A 17,585-nucleotide genomic window follows, 5' to 3' on the forward strand; every position below is an offset into this window, starting at 1 on the left:
AAAGGAAGCGAGACTATTATATGGATTTAAGAAGCATAATAACAAATATTGCTGATAAATATAACTTACAGTCTATTGGTATATTTGGAAGTCGTTCTAGAGGAGATTATAGAGAAGATTCGGACTATGATATTTTTATAATTGGAGACTTGGATCTAGATGAAGAATTAAAATTAGAATCAGAATTAGAGGAATTACTTAATTATACCGTTGATGTAGTAAAAATAAGCGAGAATACTGACAAACTATTACTGAAAAACATCGTTAATGATGCAGAGGTTATTTATAACAAAAATAATTCTTACGAAAACTTATATAAATTTGTTGAGAGATTTTTTATAGAAAATAGTGATTTTATACAGATAAGAAAGGCCGACTTACTTGATCAACGGAGATAGGATATTAAAAGAGTGTGCTTTAAAAGAATGGGAACTGGATTTTAAGGAATGTTTAGCTTCAATAAATTCTAGTGAGGAAAATATAAAAAAATTTCTTTATCATAGCATAAGAGCGTATTTTTTAGATTTTCATATACTATGTGAGGACTATATATCAATAACCTTAAAATATCTGAATAAGTTTAAAATTGATATATCAGCAATAGAGGGTATGGAGATGATTAAAATTCTAATAAAGTAAGCAAGGAGTTTTTTGAATTTTATAGCTCATCAAGAAAATTAAGAAACAGATTAGCACATAGATATAAGATGCCAAAAGACGAAGATTTGCTTTTAAACTTGAAAGATAACCTAAAATATTTAAGAGAATTAGAAGAAGCATTGAAAGAGTTGTTGAAATAAAATATATGTTTGATACATTAAAATATAACGAATGGCTCGTAATGGGAGACAAAGATTTAAAGGGAGCAAAGATTCTCTATGAATATGATGGAGATAGATAACACTTGCCCATAGATAACAGATAGATTATACTATAACTTAGAAATCATCCCAATTAAATAATAGATTTGAGGTACTCCTATGACAAATGATGAAATATACCAACGTATAATGGTTATGCCTAGTGTTAAAAGTGCAATTGCTTATATTGAAAAATGTAATATATCTAAAGCTGACTTAAGTAAACTATGTAAGAGATATAATATATCTATAGAAATCAAAGTTACTAAAGAAAAAATGATTGATATATTTGTTAACTCTACACTAGGTGTGAAACTAAGAAAGAAAGCAGTTTATAAATATAATAGAAAATAAAGAAGCCCAGTCACTTTGCCCCTTCGCAAAGGTACCTGGTCCCACCCGCAAAATTTCATAATTTCAGAAGTTGTCCTAAAGAAAATATAAATATATAAACAATGTTTATGAAAAATTATCAAAAAGCCAATGCTTAGTTTTTTTAAGCATTGGCTTTAAATTGAAAATTTATATCCAAAAAATCGGTACTTTGATTTTGACCCCAGGGGTGTAAAATTTAATTAGAAATTGTACCTTGCAATACTGTGATACCAAAGGCCCCGGTAACTGAATTGGAGGGCCGTATTACTGCAATTGAGTTTGGCATGACTGATGCAACAGTAGGAAGATCAATTCTAGTTGACCAAACTGGTGGATCTTGAGGATTTGCAAATAGCTGATTACCAAAGCCTCCAATGCCCGGTATAAATATTTCACCAGTATAAATGTCAAAATTACCGAAATTTGAAGGCTGTGGCAATGTTGCCATAAAGCTCACTGCCTGACCTCCTCTGGGAGCAAAATTTACACTAACTATTCCATTTGCACCAAAGGGTATAGAGGTACGAGGAGATAAAATAGTACAGCAGGGATAAGATATAAAGCCTGGGACACAAAGGACATCACCTGGGAATAATACATTTGGATTTGGGATATGTGGGTTATTTGCCGCAAGTGTTTCTATTCTTACCCTGAAAATTTGAGCAATGATATAGAAAGTATCCCCAGGAAGAACGGTATAATGGCCTAGAAAAGCTGGGGGACAGTTCTGTGGAACTCTTGGTTGTTGCCTTAGCATGAATGCTACCTCCATTATATTGATTTCCTATTAAAAAAAGCTGAACCTTAGATAGCTTAACTAATAAAACCTTTAGAATATAATATGATATAGATTTTTATTAGATGCCTAGTAAGCATAGTAGTGATGGCAATTCCTAGAACAGTCAAAATTTGTGTATTGATAACAATTGGAGTACTTCTTGGTATGATAGATTTTAGAAAAAGAGCACTTTAGATTAGTGAAATATCTAAAAAAGTGCTCTTTATATTAATTATTATTAACATTTTAGGGGAGGAAAAATGAGTTAAAAATACTTCTATTTGATTTAGACGATACATTGTTAGATTTCAATGCTATTTGAAAACAGAACCTTATTTAGTGAGGTTAACTACACCTTACGATTTGATTGCCCAACGTAATTTAGCACAACTTGCTCGACTATTGGCACGACATTCTTCTGCTGATGGGCGAATAGGCTCTGGTGCTATTTGGGAATACACACCTTCACGGAAAAAATGTTGAAAAGATTTTTTAACACGGCGATCTTCTCCTGAGTGAAATGTAAGAATGGCAACACGGCCGCCAGTTGCTAAGACACTAGGGAGTTTTTCTAAAAACTCATCTAGCACTTCAAACTCATGATTGACATTAATTCTGAGAGCTTGAAAGGTTCGCTGACAGGATTTTTTAATATCACTATCTTTGATTTTTGGAACATATTTCAGAGCCTCTTTGATGATATTTTTAAGTTGTGTTGTTGTGGTTATATCCATTCCTTTTTTTATGGTAGAAAGAATGGCGCGAGCGATTACTGCGGCATGAGGTTCGTCAGCATTTTCAAGGAGCATATCCTCTATTTCAAATAGTGTCATTTCTTTTAAAAGATCTGCTGCAGAGATACCCATATTCGGATTAAGTCTTAAGTCTAGGGGACCCTCAGCCTTAAATGTAAACCCTCTTTCAGGATTGTCTATTTGCATAGAAGAAACACCTAAATCTGCTAATACAAAATTAAAGAACTCTGATTTTGGAGTAACCTCATTTATTTTAGAAAAGTTCATTTGCTTGATCTCTAAAATATCGGAGCCATAGCCCAAACGTTCTAGACGCTCTTTGGTGCGTGGTAATTCAATAGGATCTACGTCAAGTGCGTACAAGCGTCCTTTTGAATCTAAACATTTAAGCATCTCTAAAGTATGGCCGCCATAACCTAGTGTTGCATCTAAACCGGTTTGACCTGGTTTAATTTGTAAAATTTCTAATATTTCTTTGACGCAAATTGAAATATGCATACCAGCAGGAGTGTTGCCCTTCTGAATAATCTTTGCTACATCATCAGCATATTTTTCTGGCTGTAATTCTTTGTATTTTTCTTTAAAATTCTTAGGGTGAGTGCCTTTATATCGAGGACGCCTCTGATGTTTAGGCTCTTTCTCATCCAATGTGTTATCTGCGCTCATTTTCTTACCTCATTTTCATCATATATTTTTGTAATTTTGTTATAAATTATATGATAGCAGATGCAATTTGTTAAAGCAATACCAACAGTGTAGCCTCTAATTTTCAGGTTAAATGTTTATTTAATGTTCAAAAGTATTTTATTTGTTTAAAGCAGTAAAAAGCTTAAAAATACTTGTCTTTTGAAACTGCTTTTTTCCAAACGAAAGTATACTTGTTAGCACATGCCTCTATCTTTGTACCATCAATAAATATGGTATCTCCTAATATTTCTCCAATCTCATAAAGAAAATTTGTCGTTTCAGCCATAATTGTTTCTGAACAGGGAGCAAAGTGAAGACTACGAAACCTTGCAAAAGTAGAATGATCTGGTACTGGTGAACCATATCATAAGTAAATTAGGTTTATAGCTTTAACCATTGATAGTACTTGGTTAAAGCTATTTTTAATTATAAAAGGCAGTGGTACAAGCAATGCTGTTTTTGCAGAGTATAGTTATTAAGATTTCTTACATATTCTTCAAAAATTTTATTATATAACTTAAAGTGTAGAATTCCCTATCAAGTTTTGTAACAATTAACTTTAGTCCTGTAATTATTGTTTCTTCATTAAAGTTTTCTAGTAGAAGCATAATATTTAACGTATTTAGACCACCATCTTTTGTATCAAAAACTCGTGCTTTCGCTACATACTTGTTTTCCATAGCAGTCAAAATAGCAGATCTTAATTCTTCACTGATTTCCAATTTAGGCATTTCTTCAAAAATTTTGATGCCTGTAGTATTTACATCTAGTTTTTTAGCTTTACTTATATCAGTAGATAAAAATATTGTATTTATAAACTTGGCATCCTTGAAGTTAGCATTTTCTAGTTTCGCTGAGTCAAAAATGGCATTTTCGAACACCGCATTTTTAAAGTCACTATCCTTTAAATTTGTTCCAACAAATTCTGCATATTTAAAGCTGCACTTGAAGAAATTAGTGGATTTAAAATGTGCTCCTCTAAAGCTTACGAAATCAAAAATCGAGCCTGAAAAGTCGCAGTTATAACAGTTGCTTCTCTCTAGGTTTTTGTACATAAAATTTTTATCTTTTTTCTCTATATTATTGTAGTTAAAATTTCCTGTAACACTTCTATTTGTAGCCATGGTTCTCTTCACCTAAGTCCCTTCGTGATATTTTAAATTTAATAGCTTTTTCTGTTTCTTTAAGTCTAAGGCTGTCCTTTGGATCAATAAATAGGCAGGTGTAACCTTCCTCTCCAGCTTTTTCATTCTTTATAAAACTGATACTTTCTGCCTGAACCGGTGCTGGTTCTGTGATACCATTGTTTTTTAATATTTTTACTATATCTTCACTGATTACTAATTGGGTAAAATTCATTATATTCTACCTCCCTTGTTATAGGGTTCCATTTCTATAGTTAAATTAATACATGTGGAAGAAGGTTTTGTAATTAAGAGTATATAGTGTGAGGAGAAAACAAAAATGAGGACATACATAATAAAAGTTTATGTATGTCCTCACTTTTATTTATTATTGAAAAAAATCCTCAATGGTGGTGGCTTCAATATCAGCAATACCTATATATCTAAGAGTCATATCAGAGGTAGAGTGACTAAATAAGTTCTGCAACAAGGCGACATCGTTATGCTTTTTATAATGGTGATATCCAAAGGTTTTTCTGAGTGTATGGGTGCAGATATCATCTAGGCCAAGTTTGCGGCTTGTTTCACTCAGACACTTATGGGCTTGCTTGTTTGTTATAGAACTTTTTCCACCTTGTTTACTTGGAAAAAGCAGCTCTCCTGCAGACATTCCAGATATAAACTTCTGAATTTCTTTGTGAATTTCGGGAGATAGGGCATATTTCAAGGACTTTCCGGTTCTACCTTCCTTTATTTCAATTTGAGACTTGTTTTTCACATCCCAAACTGTAAGATTTATTATATCTGTAATCTTTAAGCCTGTATTTATTGCTATATCAAATAGCAAATAATTTTTATATCCGACCTTAAGTAATTCCGATTTTAGCGTATTAATTAAGTTAATATCCTTTATTGGCTGAATAAGTTTCATATTGTTTCTCCCTCTCAATGGAAGCTCAATTAGAACCTTCTAGCTGCCATACCTTTTAATCATACACTATTCATAAGGATTATACAAATAATTAATATAAATGAGCTAATTAGAAAGAAGCTCAGTTGCTTTGCTCCTTTGCAAAGGTACCTGGTTCCACCCGCAAAATGTAATAATTTCAGAAGTTGTTCTAAAGAAAATATAGATATATAAACAATGTTTATGAAAAAGTATCAAAAATCCAATGCTTAATTTTTTTAAGCATTGGCCTTAAATTCAAAATTTATATCCAAAAAACCGGTACTTTGATTTTGACACCTATTCCTCAGTAGCTGAATGTCCTCATAGATGTCTTAATCGCTTCTAATGTCGCAGGAGATTCAGAAGAGTGCACTAGAAAAACGAACTATTCATTACACTGAAGAACTGACAGAGATAAATGCTGATAACATACAAGAAAAGATATTTAATAGATTTTCAGTGCTCTGTTTATACTAATGTAAGACTATTCACATAATATGGTATCTTCTGTTATAATATTAATATGTAAAATCTCTCAGTGTTCAGGTTCTACACTAGATGCATTAAGGAGTTGAAAATTTTATGAGTTTACCAAAAGAAAAATTAATTACTATTGATGAATTCTATAAAATGAAGGAAAGCACAGATAACATATTAGAATACATAGATGGAATTGTATATATGTCTCCTTCGCCTTCTACAAAACATCAAAGAATATCAGGTAGACTATATGCTAAATTATTTAATTTTTTAGAGGGAAAAGAATATGAAGCATTTTCAGCACCTTACGATGTACAACTGCATCGACAGGACATTCAAGATGATAAAGTAGTAATACCAGATATTTCGGTTATTTGTGATAAAGATGGAATAGAAGATAATAAATATATAGGTGTTCCAACTCTTATAATGGAGATATTATCGCCTTCTAATCAGTCAAATGATTTGGTTGTGAAATTAAACTTATATATGAAATACGGTGTCAAAGAATATTGGATCATAAATCCCATGATTAATACGGTTCAGATATATAGTCTTAATAGTGATGGACTATATGATCAAATTGATGTTGTTAAGAATAGCGGCATTATAAATTCTAGTATTTTTAGTGGATTTACCGTGGATATAGAAGAACTGTTTAAGTAGGATTTGAAATTATGGGTCTCCGTTGTCTGGCACCAGAGATTTGTATACTCTTTTTAAACGGCAACTTAAAAATTCCTAAAATAATTTAATTATAAGCATATGACAAAGCCTTTAATCAGCTATGGATTAGCTTTTACTCTGAGTTAACGAAGAGTTAAAGCTAGTCCATAGCTTCTTTTCGGTGTGAAGATAAGCTGAATAATCTTTATTTATATTTATAGCTATATAAGTAGTCTCAAAAATGATATATCTATAACATTTAGATATATGGAGAATCATACAAACTTTTAACTAATTATGTTACAATATAGTTAATTATTGGACTGAGGGGTGTAATTTTGAACAACTAACAGGCGGTGAAAAAGATGGAGGCTGTTGGTGCTAATTATGATAATGGAAGGTTTAAACTAATACCAGTAAGACCAGACTGGTCTGATGCTACGGATTTGCTTGGCTACAAAAACCTTGTTAAGCAAAGAGCAGTTTAGAAGGGATGAAAGAGCTTTTGATAAGTATGGAGATGTAAATATACCACAAAATCTATACATAATAGGTACTGTTAATATGGATGAATATTTCGATAACAGAACCGTTCTAGTTGGAGCCTTAAGAAATAAAGAACAGTTGGAAGTAAACCTGAAAGGGAATTATAGAAGTGTCAGGATATCAGGTGATTAAAGTAATGTATATCACTGAATTCTTGCTGAAAAACTCACGGATAGTTACTGAACTTTGTATCAAGTCAAAGAAAGAATATAGGTTATGGCAGGAACTTAAGAGAATTAATTCCGATGTTTACACAAAGGTAAATAAAAAGATTGATAGTGATAGCAGAATTGATGGTTTTAATATATGTGTAAATGATGGAGTTATTAATGACATTGCCCCTGGGGCGTAAACAGGATTTGAAAATATAATGTAGAAAGGTTGGTGAATACGTTATTGGAATTGTACCCCTGATATCTTACATGGTTTAATGGATTATATTGTTTTTAAAAATAAGGTAGTTAACAGCAGTGAAGTATTAGGGCCGTAAAATTTTAGATAACGGAGAGTATAGTGAATAGAGAGCTTATAATAACAGTGAGAGATCTAATAAATAAACATGGTCAAGAAATATACACAAATAGTAAGAAATTAAGGGCATTTTTAAATGACTATTATCCAGAACAGTATACAAGAGAAAAAAGATTGATGGTAGATTCGGTAGATCAAAAAATACCTGAGATTATAATTGATTACTCCGGAACTGAGATTGACAACCTAATATACATTAATTTAGTAAAAAAGCTATATGATAACTTAGGGGTGTCTCAGGATTTAGCAGAAATTACAGTACAAGGTTGGTGCCAAATATTTGATAAGACATTTGTGAGGTTTGGGAACATGACGCAAAATCCTATAAATAACCCATGGAGTGGAGGCATATCAAGTAATTCTCAGGGCAGTGGACCTTATGGAAGTAATGGTATGCCCAATGGAAATGTATCTAATGGAATGATGTATAGCAATATGAATAATTCTCAAGTAAGGCCGGGAGTATCAATGAATGCTAACCAACAGGGCTACGAAGGACAAACAGTTTTTATGGATCCCATGGCACAGAATAATAGTCAACAGCCATATAAATCCGGTAACAGTAGGAAAATTATTATAGGAGCAGTAGCCGTAATGATAGTAGCCGTTATTGGAATAATAGGATTTTTTAGTAGTGCTAATAAGGGGGCAGTCAGTGAAAAGAATGTAGCTGCACAAGCAACTACAACTGAAACAAAGACAGAAGGGCAACAAACACCGAAGTCTAGTAAACAGGAACCAGTAAAGGAAAATGCAAATAATAGTTCAAATGTTCAAGGGAAACAGCAGGTGAAAACAGATAACGACAGTAATACTACAAATATAAATACAACAGAACAACAAATAACATATAATTTTTATAAAAATTCAAGGTATGAATTTTCAGTAGAATATCCTGGTATACTGCAACCTCAACAATTACCGGCAAATGGTGATGGAATCCGTTTGTCAACTCCAGATGGCAGTACTGAGCTGGTTGTGTCTGGTATAAATAATGTTCTAAATTATACCTCAGTTTCGCTATATAATGAATTACTAGAAGAAATCGGCAGCGTATCATATAAGCAACATCAGGATAACTGGTTCGTAGTATCCTGGGTAGAGGGCGATAGAATAGTTTATGAAAAATGTGTAGTGGGAAATGGTTCAATTAACTCATTTATTTTTAAGTATCCAGTAAGTAAAAAGGATTATTATGATTCAGTTGTTTCTCATTTGAATTCTAGTTTTAATACACCAGGAATAAATGATTATCACTAGTTTAATTATCTAGACTATTGGAAGAACGTGGAGTTTGAGTTATATGAATTAATGTAGCCTCTAGCTAATGCATAGTTTATCCAATATATTTTCTGTGACAACAACAAATTGTAGTGTTCCACCTAATGAAGTTATTGAATTTGTAGATGATTGTTTAGAGTTTGAAGATCCAATGAAGAATTTTATAAAGAAACTTATTAAAGAATGAAGAAAATTTACTAAGGGGGCTGTTGCACTAAGAAATTAGCACAACAGCTTTTTTCGTACGAGATATTTGTAATTCTTCAAAGGCAACTCTGCACTAAAAAACAGTCCATAAAGTAATATTGACAATATAAATACTTAGGAAATAAATAAAGAAATATTTAAAGTCATGGAAGATATTTATTATATATGTGATATTAAAGCAACCTTAGAAAATGTTGATTCCCTAAATAAAAATGTAGAAGGAGAAAAGGATTTAGTGGTATTTAACCCTCCTTACTCAACAAAATTAAGTGTTCAGGAATTGGCGATGGAAGAACTTAAGGACAGAAAGATAAACAGGATAAGCATGGAAAGTGCATTTTTGCTTAAGGCAATACAATATGCAAAAAAAGGTGGAGTAATTGCTGCAACTATACCATCATCCTTTTTGTTCAATGTATCTAATAAACCAATAAGAGATATTATTTTAGAAAAAATTCAGGTCCTAATGATTTTAGATGCACCAAAGAGAACCTTTGAAAATAGTGCAGTCAGTGTATCAATTATTGTACTTAAAAAGAAGCAAACAAATGGGGAAAAACCTAAAGAGCTTCTTGTGGCTTCTCTAGAGGATTTTCTCCAAACAGCTTAGAGAATGAATCAATAAAGTATATAGAGCTTAGTTGTATAGATAAGGAGACAGGTAGGATAACTAGATTTAATAAAATTGAAAGTAGTGATGCTTCTGCTAGAGCAAGATTTTATTCTAATAAGGGTGATATACTAGTTCCACATATTAAGAATTTTGGCTTCATATCAACAATTGTAGAGGAAGATAACTTAGTTATATCTGATAACTTTGGCCTTATAGTCCCTAAATGTGATATTTATTATTTACTATATTGCTTGGAACATCCTGAAGTTTTAAAGCAGGTTGAAAATTCTTATAGAGGCAGTGGAGTACAAAGAATAGCTTTAAGTGCACGTTTTGGACCGTCATATTCAAGCATTGGCTTTAAATTCAAAATTTATATCCAAAAAATCGGTACTTTGATTTTGACACCTATTCCTCGGTAGCTGAATGTCCTCATAGATGTCTGAATCGCCTCTAATGTCGCAGGAGATTCAGAAGAGTGCACTCAATTCTCCGAATTGAGTGCACTAGAAAAACGAAATATTCATTACACTGAAGAACTGACAGAGATAGCAAGCTCAATGTGAACATCTCGCTATGGGGGCAGACCCCATGGCAGTAACTGGAAGTTACTGCTTGCTACTTATTGTGTATATTGGTAATAAAAGTATTCGAGGAAAAATAGGTAAAGCAGTAAATAAGTCAGATTTAAATTATTATGTACCACAGGCGCCCAGCAATAATGTTATAGAATATGATTGGAGAGATAAAGAAGGGGACAAATTCTGGAATGATGATGCAGTTACCATTGCTAATATATATGAAGCAAAGGGTAATGAAGCGAATATGGTTTATGTTTTAGGAATAGAAAATGTTGAAAAACATGAAGGAGATATGAATACCAGAAATGAGTTATTTGTAGCTTTAACTAGGGCCAGGTGTTGGGTTAAGGTTATGGGAGTAGGTAGTTATAGATTTTATGATGAGTTTAGGAAGGCTATTGAGACTAAGGGGAATTTTGAGTTTGTGTATAAGAAACCTAGTCAGGTTGTTGATGATTTAGAGAATAAGTAGTTATTGTACAAATAACGAATGTATCCCAAATTCTATATTTACTCTTTCAGTAAAGGTATTAGTATAATTATATTGAAGCCAATTTAAAAATGGTCCTTCATCAACTTTGGTGAAGGACCATTTTTAAATTTTATATTAATAAATACAGTAGTCTATTACGTAAAGTTGATAGATAACAAATTTTTTACATTATATGGTATAATATAGTGAATGATTGGTTTTGTAACCATAATTTCACGATTAGTATTCACAAAGATATTGCAAAATATTTAAGGAAGGAAACAAGAGAGTAGGTGGCGGTAACGAAAGAGAAAAGTATTGAGGAAAAAAGCAATGGTGGTTTATTTTCTAAAATTAAGGGATTGTTTGGAAGATAGATATGGGAATTGAATTGATTGAGTAAGAGAAGAATTCTGTAGAACACCATTATTTGACATAAATTAAAATATAAGTACAAAAATTAGGAGAGGTTACTATGAGACAAAAATTAAAAGAAAAGTTTTTACAATGCTTAAATGATGATAAAATAAAAGCTTTAGCTACTGACGAGGAATTTCATTATCAAAAAGCAGTTGAAAAATATGAAGAATTAATGCACCTTCCAAAGCTTGGTGAAACAGAAACTCAGGAACTTATTGAAAAGGTCAAGGAACTTAGAGATGATAATAATTTTAATTATATGAATCTCTTAAATAGCTTTAATAAAGATACTAACACTTATAAAGTGGTACTTTGTATAGGTGAATTAATAGCTTATATAGATTTTCAAGCTGCAAATAAAAAAGACTTTAACAAGTACACAGATACTAGAACAATTGCTAAGTCTTTTGTCAGACAGAATGTTTGGGTATCTAATCTATTGAATTATAAACAATATGAGGATGTAAATGAGTTGCCAGGTGCAGTTAAAAATGCTATTAAGTTCTTAATAAATCCAGAAAAAGTCATTAACGTTTTATCTGAAAAACATAGAAAATTAATTTGTCTTTTTTTATTTCAAGATGCATCTACTATCAATAGATTTGAGGACTTCATTAGAAGTGAAATGGCTGATTTAAATTTATCTGTTGAGAATGAAAAGAATAGAATGGCCTATTACGAAAAATTACTCTACTTTAAGGAGATTAGAAAGTTATGGGACATAGATAGAACTATTTGGAAAATTTCACATGGCAATAATGGTAGTTTTACTGATGAGGAAAGAAAAGAATATTTAAAAAACAAGATTGTAACAGTACATAAGGATACAGGTAAAAATCAAGGTATAAACTTTAGTGAAAAAATGAAAGTTGGAGACTTATTTTATTTATGTTATGGAGGGTCGGAAGTAAAACTTCTTGGTAGAATTACCTCAAATCCTAGAGCACTGCGTGGGACAGAGGATGGCTGGTTAGAGAGAGACTACGAAATTATTAAAGAAAGCTTAAGTAAAGATAGATATAGAGGTGCAAATCTTGGGTGGGCACCAAATTATAATTCTACCTGTATGCCGGTAAAAGATGAACAATTAAATGTATTTGAAAAAGACTTACTTTTACCGTATTTTAATATGAGGGTAGATGAGTTATTGAGTCAATATGGAAATGGGGTAGCTCCTATGGAACCAGAGGAGGATAATGGTAGAATTGAAGAAGAAGCTGAGGAGTTTGGAGTGGATAAATCAATAGATTATTTCGATGAGCTTAACTATATATTATATGGCCCTCCTGGGACAGGAAAGACTTATAACTCAATAAACTATGCTGTAGCTATATTAGAAAGAAAAGAGCCAATAGTTGTACAATCAGATGAATATTCCAGTGTGAAAGAAAGATTTGAGAAATTCAAAGAGCAAGGTCAAGTTTTATTTACGACTTTTCATCAATCTTATGGCTATGAAGAATTTATTGAAGGTATTAAGCCTTGTTTAAATGGTGATGATAAAGCAGATATTTCTTATAAGCTTGAAAATGGAATATTTAAAGAGATATGTAGAAGAGCTTTGGAAAATAAGAAGAAAAATTATGTACTTATAATTGACGAAATAAACAGAGGGAATATCTCTAAAATTTTTGGAGAACTTATTACCCTCATTGAGAAAACAAAGAGAATAGGTACTCCAGAGGAGACATCAACTACTCTACCTTATTCAAAAATTGAATTCGGTGTACCTAAAAATGTATATATACTTGGCACAATGAATACTGCAGACAGGTCTATAGCACTTTTAGATACTGCACTAAGAAGAAGATTTGAATTTATTGAGATGATGCCTGATGGTGATATATTTGCAAAATTAAATAATAACAGCGATTTATTTGTTGAAGGAGTAAATATAAAAAGGCTTCTTAATATGATAAATAAAAGAATAGAAATCTTATATGACAGAGAACATACTATAGGACAGGCTTATTTTATGGATCTTATAAATAATAATAGTATAGATAATTTAGCAGACATTTTTAATAGAAAGGTGATACCTTTATTACAGGAGTATTTTTATGAGGATTACGAAAAAATACGTTTAGTTTTGGCAGATAACCAGGTTCAAGATGAAGAACTACAGTTTATAGGTGTTACTTCAATACCATATAATCTATTCGGCAACCTAGGTGATATTGATTACGTTGAGGATAAGAAAGTATACACAGTAAATAAAGCAGCTTTTTCTAATCCAGAAGCTTATAAAAAAATATACAGCATAAGTAGTGGAGAGGACAATAATGATTAATGGGTATTTCTGCATAATTGAATATGGCTGTCTTTGCAGTGAAGAGTATGCAAAAGCTTCAAGTAAGGGAAATATTATTTTACCTAAGGAGATATTCAAACAGCTTGAAAATTTTGCACTTGAAAATAGTGAATTTCTTACGATAGGCTACAAAAAAGGCTTAGGAAAAATTCTTAAAGCACAAAATTATGTAGGACTTATTCAAACTAAAAGTAATGTAGTTATAGAAATACTTCCTAAGATATACAGTGAGGAAAGTGATGGATCCTATGAAAGGACACGAAAGATATTTTTAAAGATGCTTATGAGTTTAAAAAATACTAGCTTTAAGAGTATTAATCTATCTAGTTTAAAAAGTGGAAAGCTCCCTATCTTTGATGTATTTATTAAGATGTTTCTTGGGGAACTATCAACTCTTATTAAAAAAGGTCTAAAGAGCAATTATATAAGCCTTGAGGGAAATGAGAAGTTTTATAAGGGAAAACTGCTTGTAAATAAGCATATTGCACAAAATATAGTACATAAAGAAAGATTTTTTATAGAATTTGATGATTACAGTAAAAATAGACCTGAAAATAAACTTATAAAAGCTGCACTTTTATTTTTAAAAACAAAAACTAATAACTTCAATCTACAAAGTCAAATAGATAAGTTTATTTTTACGATGAATGAAATAGAAGCTTCTAAAAATATTGAAAAAGATTTAAGCAAATGCACTGGCAGTAGGTTAATGAGCGAATACGATATTATCGTTAAATGGTGTAAGATATTTCTAAAACATGAGAGTTTTACAAACTATAAAGGTAATAATGTGGCATATGCATTGCTTTTTCCGATGGAAAAAGTGTTTGAAAGTTATGTGGCAAAGGCTATGAAAGATAGTCAATATTTTAGAAATTGGGCAATTTATTCTCAGGATAGAGGTCGCTATCTTATTGAGAATCCACAAAAGTTTGCATTAAGACCAGATATAGTTATAAAGCAAAATGACAGTGTATTGATACTAGATACAAAGTGGAAACTTCTAAATAACGAGGCAAGTAACAACTTTGGTATAAGCCAGGGAGATATGTATCAGATGTATGCCTATGCTAAAAAGTATAATTGCGAAGATATATTTTTGTTATATCCTCGAAATGAGTTTGTTATGAATTTGAAAAATGAAATAAGGTTTACTTATGAAGGAAACTTAAAGCTGCACGTGTTTTTTATTGATCTGGATAATATTAGAGGAAGTTTAAAGGAATTAAGTGCAAAAATAAATAAAAAGTAAAATTACGATAACAATGATCTCTTGAAATATAATTATCTTATATAGTTTTAAGGTGAATTTTTGGATAACTAACAGGTGGTGAAAAAGATGGAGACTGAAAAGAAAAAATCAGAGCAAGCTCGATGTGAACATCTCGCTATGGTGTCAGACCCGATGAAAGTAACTGGAAGCTACTGCTTGCTAAAGGAGGCAGCCTAACATGATGATTAGCCCGGAAGGCTACTATGAAGAATATCTCAAAGGAAAAAATAAAGATCAAATTATGAGCGTTATTCGTGGTCTTAAGCAAGCAATAGGTCGTCTTAAAAATATGATGGAAAGCCCGGACTATGGCAAAGAGCCAATTGTGCATCCTAGTGAAGATACCCGCATTCACTGGACTCGTGAATATTTGGACAGAGCCAAGTTAGCCTACGCTGAAGCTGGTGGTAATTATACTTTATCAAAATCAGAAGAAAAGGCTGCTGACTTTGAAATAAATATGGATTTCATCAACAAGATTACTTTTAGCATTGGCGGATACTTCGGTGGTTACCGTAGCTATGTGGTAGAACTATCAGATGGATTGAAAGCCTATACAAAATTATGGGAAGATGAAGAACCACTTTTATTGTTAGATGATGATAACAAGGAGCCTTTCACAAAGGATACTTTCATAGCAGCACTTAAAGATCTCCACATAGGTGAATGGCGAAGACGATATTCAACTATGCGCTTCGGATACACGGTGTGTGATGGTACGCAGTGGGAGCTAGAATTTGAATATAACAATGGCCATAAACCGGTAGGGTTTGATGGTGATAACTCATACCCGTATAACTTCGATAAGTTCCAGATGTTATTTGGCATTGATGATACTGAGGAGGACGAGGATGAATAAATTTGAGCGATTAACAAAATACATACCACTAATCCAAGACGACAAATTTGGCCAGTGGATTATAGATAAGGAAAACGATGGTATACCAGAGCATCGGATCCATATGCCATTTGTTAATTATTCGCAGACGGTGGATTTCTTCCATGAGGACTTATACAAATTCTGCGAGGAGCACCCGGAATATGAACATACCCGTTATGGTGAGACACTCGAAGCTAATGGATTGAAATGGGGTACAGAATCGATGGAAGCTGCTGATGCATCAAGTTTAGATGCCAAATGTGTGATAGCTCTTCTGATGGGAGCTGTACGAGCAGAGCGTTTTTGCGATGGTGCGTTATTAGGATTTTTCAAAAGTGAATGCATATTGTGTTGGCTTCAGCGTTTGAAGGCAATAGATGAAGGTGGTGTTTCTAATGTCGAACAAGAAACTGAGTGAAAAAACATATAAAATATTAGAAACAGAAGGCACTCATACTGTTGCATCAAAAGATACAAGAGGCGCTACACGTGCAATGGAATTTGAGGATGGCACAAATAAGCTTGTCGGCCCTGCAGAACTTGTTGAAGTTGAGTCAAGGACTCCAAAGCGTTATGAAGACTTTTCTACGGGAGGACAGTTGGTTATTGGTGTGGCAGAAATAATAGTGCCTAAAATAACAGGTTATCTAACGGAAAAGGCAATTTCAAGTTTTGATAACTGGTTGAAAAATCGTAGAAAGCAGAATAAGAAAAAGCAATCTGTGAAAAAAGAGTCTATCACAACACGAAAAACAAAAGCTGAGCAGATATTGGAAAGCAAAAATGCAAAGATAATAGAAATGGCTCGGTGTGAATCTCATATACCCTCCACAGAGTTTGATTCCGTTTATGAAGAGTACCGTATAAACATGACAAGTGAGGAAGTCCAAAAGGAACTGATTGATATTTTTATGCTTGAGGTAATACGGGCAAAAAAGATATGGAAAGTTTCTCACGCAAATATTGTAGACGCACAAGATTCTAATGGTGCGTATTTAGAGGGAAAAGTTTTGATTGAACGGCTCAGTAATCCAGAAGTACTGAGTAATATCAATACCTTATTGGAAAGCAAATCGGAATTGCTTGAAGAGTGGGAAACAATAGCGCTTTCTGATATTCTAGGCAGAAGCCTTGTTAAGGATGGACAATTTATACCAATTGAGAGTGTTAGTTTTAAGAATGCACTTACAGTAAGTAGATAGGGGGTGTGGCAGAAGAATGGATATAAAGGAAAAGAACCAAATAGTATATAGGACTGCCTACCGATATTTACATGAAATAAAACCAGAGTAGATCACCAATGATGAATTGAATAAATACTTTGTGGGAGACCGTAAGGATTTCAGCACCTTGGAAGATGTGTTTGAACAGATAATTTATTCCGCCCAGAACTATCAGAGGATGCCTAATGTAATCAAATATCAGGAACGAAGAGAGGGCATTAAAAGTATCTTGTATAATTTTGACTTAGAACGCATCAGTCAGTATGATGTAGAGGAATTGTACCAGAAATTCTGATATGAGTTTGATGTGACTAGTACGGATAATAATTTCAATAGCTGGCATAAATGGACTAAGTCAATAGTAGATGCTGCAAAGTTTATGTCTGACTTTAAGGAGATTGAAGACTTCAAAAGCTTTGTGGCTAAGTTTGATTATAACCTTCTGACAAGGATGCAATGCCATTACTTATCTCAAAAAAGATTAGTGGTTTGGGATTTGCATTGGCTTGCGACTGCTTAAAAGAATTAGGATACATAAACTAGCAAGCTCGATGAGCATCTCGCTATGGG

General features: G+C 32.5%; 23 protein-coding genes. 17 read left to right on the plus strand and 6 right to left on the minus strand.

The window, feature by feature from the left end; genetic code table 11:
* Positions 1-20: 20 nt before the first annotated feature.
* From N4T77_RS14775 to N4T77_RS14785, 3 genes are all read left to right on the plus strand, one after another.
* Complete coding sequence (locus N4T77_RS14775; protein WP_261672601.1) at positions 21-398, plus strand: nucleotidyltransferase family protein; 378 nt, start codon at positions 21-23, stop codon at positions 396-398.
* A complete protein-coding gene (locus tag N4T77_RS14780; RefSeq protein WP_261672602.1) occupies positions 382-639 on the plus strand; it encodes a hypothetical protein in 258 nt (85 codons plus the stop codon). The genes N4T77_RS14775 and N4T77_RS14780 overlap by 17 nt, the downstream gene beginning before the upstream one ends.
* Before the next feature lie 341 nt (positions 640-980).
* Positions 981-1,214: a hypothetical protein gene (locus N4T77_RS14785; RefSeq protein WP_261672603.1), complete on the plus strand. Its 234-nt coding sequence runs from the start codon at positions 981-983 to the stop codon at positions 1,212-1,214.
* Positions 1,215-1,431: 217 nt separating this feature from the next.
* Here the strand turns inward: N4T77_RS14785 and N4T77_RS14790 are convergent, their stop codons facing one another.
* The 6 genes from N4T77_RS14790 to N4T77_RS14815 form a co-directional block, all read right to left on the minus strand.
* Positions 1,432-1,992: a LysM peptidoglycan-binding domain-containing protein gene (locus N4T77_RS14790; RefSeq protein WP_261672604.1), complete on the minus strand. Its 561-nt coding sequence runs from the start codon at positions 1,990-1,992 to the stop codon at positions 1,432-1,434.
* 377 nt (positions 1,993-2,369) lie between these two features.
* The gene (gene rsmH, locus N4T77_RS14795) at positions 2,370-3,434 is read right to left on the minus strand and encodes a 16S rRNA (cytosine(1402)-N(4))-methyltransferase RsmH (protein ID WP_261672605.1); all 1,065 of its coding nucleotides are present in this window, start codon (positions 3,432-3,434) and stop codon (positions 2,370-2,372) included.
* A 163-nt stretch (positions 3,435-3,597) separates the two neighbouring features.
* Positions 3,598-3,741: a hypothetical protein gene (locus tag N4T77_RS14800; protein WP_261672685.1), complete on the minus strand. Its 144-nt coding sequence runs from the start codon at positions 3,739-3,741 to the stop codon at positions 3,598-3,600.
* A gap of 199 nt (positions 3,742-3,940) precedes the next feature.
* Positions 3,941-4,579 (minus strand): pentapeptide repeat-containing protein, encoded by a 639-nt coding sequence (locus N4T77_RS14805; protein ID WP_261672676.1) that lies wholly within the window; start codon positions 4,577-4,579, stop codon positions 3,941-3,943.
* Complete coding sequence (locus tag N4T77_RS20305) at positions 4,566-4,814, minus strand: hypothetical protein (RefSeq protein WP_396125139.1); 249 nt, start codon at positions 4,812-4,814, stop codon at positions 4,566-4,568. The genes N4T77_RS14805 and N4T77_RS20305 overlap by 14 nt, the downstream gene beginning before the upstream one ends.
* Positions 4,815-4,967: 153 nt before the next feature.
* Positions 4,968-5,510, minus strand: a complete 543-nt coding sequence (locus N4T77_RS14815) for a tyrosine-type recombinase/integrase (protein WP_261672607.1) — start codon at positions 5,508-5,510, stop codon at positions 4,968-4,970.
* A 366-nt stretch (positions 5,511-5,876) separates the two neighbouring features.
* Between N4T77_RS14815 and N4T77_RS14820 the strand changes: the two genes are divergently transcribed.
* From N4T77_RS14820 to N4T77_RS14885, 14 genes are all read left to right on the plus strand, one after another.
* Positions 5,877-6,008, plus strand: coding sequence for a hypothetical protein (locus N4T77_RS14820; RefSeq protein WP_261672608.1), 132 nt, complete (start codon positions 5,877-5,879; stop codon positions 6,006-6,008).
* A 105-nt stretch (positions 6,009-6,113) separates the two neighbouring features.
* Positions 6,114-6,677 (plus strand): Uma2 family endonuclease, encoded by a 564-nt coding sequence (locus N4T77_RS14825; protein ID WP_261672609.1) that lies wholly within the window; start codon positions 6,114-6,116, stop codon positions 6,675-6,677.
* A 365-nt stretch (positions 6,678-7,042) separates the two neighbouring features.
* On the plus strand, positions 7,043-7,165 hold the full coding sequence (locus N4T77_RS14830) for a hypothetical protein (protein WP_261672610.1): 123 nt from the start codon (positions 7,043-7,045) through the stop codon (positions 7,163-7,165).
* Complete coding sequence (locus tag N4T77_RS14835; protein WP_261672611.1) at positions 7,143-7,355, plus strand: hypothetical protein; 213 nt, start codon at positions 7,143-7,145, stop codon at positions 7,353-7,355. The genes N4T77_RS14830 and N4T77_RS14835 overlap by 23 nt, the downstream gene beginning before the upstream one ends.
* A 4-nt stretch (positions 7,356-7,359) precedes the next feature.
* Positions 7,360-7,575 (plus strand): hypothetical protein, encoded by a 216-nt coding sequence (locus N4T77_RS14840; protein WP_261672612.1) that lies wholly within the window; start codon positions 7,360-7,362, stop codon positions 7,573-7,575.
* 161 nt (positions 7,576-7,736) lie between these two features.
* The gene (locus N4T77_RS14845; RefSeq protein ID WP_261672613.1) at positions 7,737-9,014 is read left to right on the plus strand and encodes a hypothetical protein; all 1,278 of its coding nucleotides are present in this window, start codon (positions 7,737-7,739) and stop codon (positions 9,012-9,014) included.
* Positions 9,015-9,387: 373 nt separating this feature from the next.
* Positions 9,388-9,852 carry an N-6 DNA methylase gene (locus tag N4T77_RS14850; RefSeq protein WP_261672614.1) on the plus strand — a complete coding sequence of 155 codons (465 nt, stop codon included), beginning with the start codon at positions 9,388-9,390 and terminating at the stop codon, positions 9,850-9,852.
* Positions 9,853-10,446: 594 nt separating this feature from the next.
* The gene (locus N4T77_RS14855) at positions 10,447-10,908 is read left to right on the plus strand and encodes an ATP-binding domain-containing protein (RefSeq protein WP_261672615.1); all 462 of its coding nucleotides are present in this window, start codon (positions 10,447-10,449) and stop codon (positions 10,906-10,908) included.
* 475 nt (positions 10,909-11,383) lie between these two features.
* Entirely contained in the window at positions 11,384-13,618 is a 2,235-nt protein-coding gene (locus N4T77_RS14860; protein ID WP_261672616.1) for an McrB family protein, read from the plus strand.
* Positions 13,611-14,891, plus strand: a complete 1,281-nt coding sequence (locus tag N4T77_RS14865) for an McrC family protein (RefSeq protein ID WP_261672617.1) — start codon at positions 13,611-13,613, stop codon at positions 14,889-14,891. Before N4T77_RS14860 ends, N4T77_RS14865 begins: the two co-directional genes overlap by 8 nt.
* Positions 14,892-15,090: 199 nt before the next feature.
* A complete protein-coding gene (locus N4T77_RS14870) occupies positions 15,091-15,771 on the plus strand; it encodes a hypothetical protein (protein ID WP_261672618.1) in 681 nt (226 codons plus the stop codon).
* Positions 15,764-16,210, plus strand: coding sequence for a DUF6508 domain-containing protein (locus N4T77_RS14875; RefSeq protein ID WP_261672619.1), 447 nt, complete (start codon positions 15,764-15,766; stop codon positions 16,208-16,210). Before N4T77_RS14870 ends, N4T77_RS14875 begins: the two co-directional genes overlap by 8 nt.
* A complete protein-coding gene (locus tag N4T77_RS14880; RefSeq protein ID WP_261672620.1) occupies positions 16,188-16,994 on the plus strand; it encodes a hypothetical protein in 807 nt (268 codons plus the stop codon). Before N4T77_RS14875 ends, N4T77_RS14880 begins: the two co-directional genes overlap by 23 nt.
* A gap of 328 nt (positions 16,995-17,322) precedes the next feature.
* Complete coding sequence (locus N4T77_RS14885) at positions 17,323-17,535, plus strand: hypothetical protein (protein WP_261672621.1); 213 nt, start codon at positions 17,323-17,325, stop codon at positions 17,533-17,535.
* Positions 17,536-17,585: the final 50 nt, after the last annotated feature.

The organism is Clostridium sp. CX1, from assembly GCF_025398335.1.
GTDB classification, from domain to species: domain Bacteria; phylum Bacillota; class Clostridia; order Clostridiales; family Clostridiaceae; genus Clostridium_AM; species Clostridium_AM tanneri.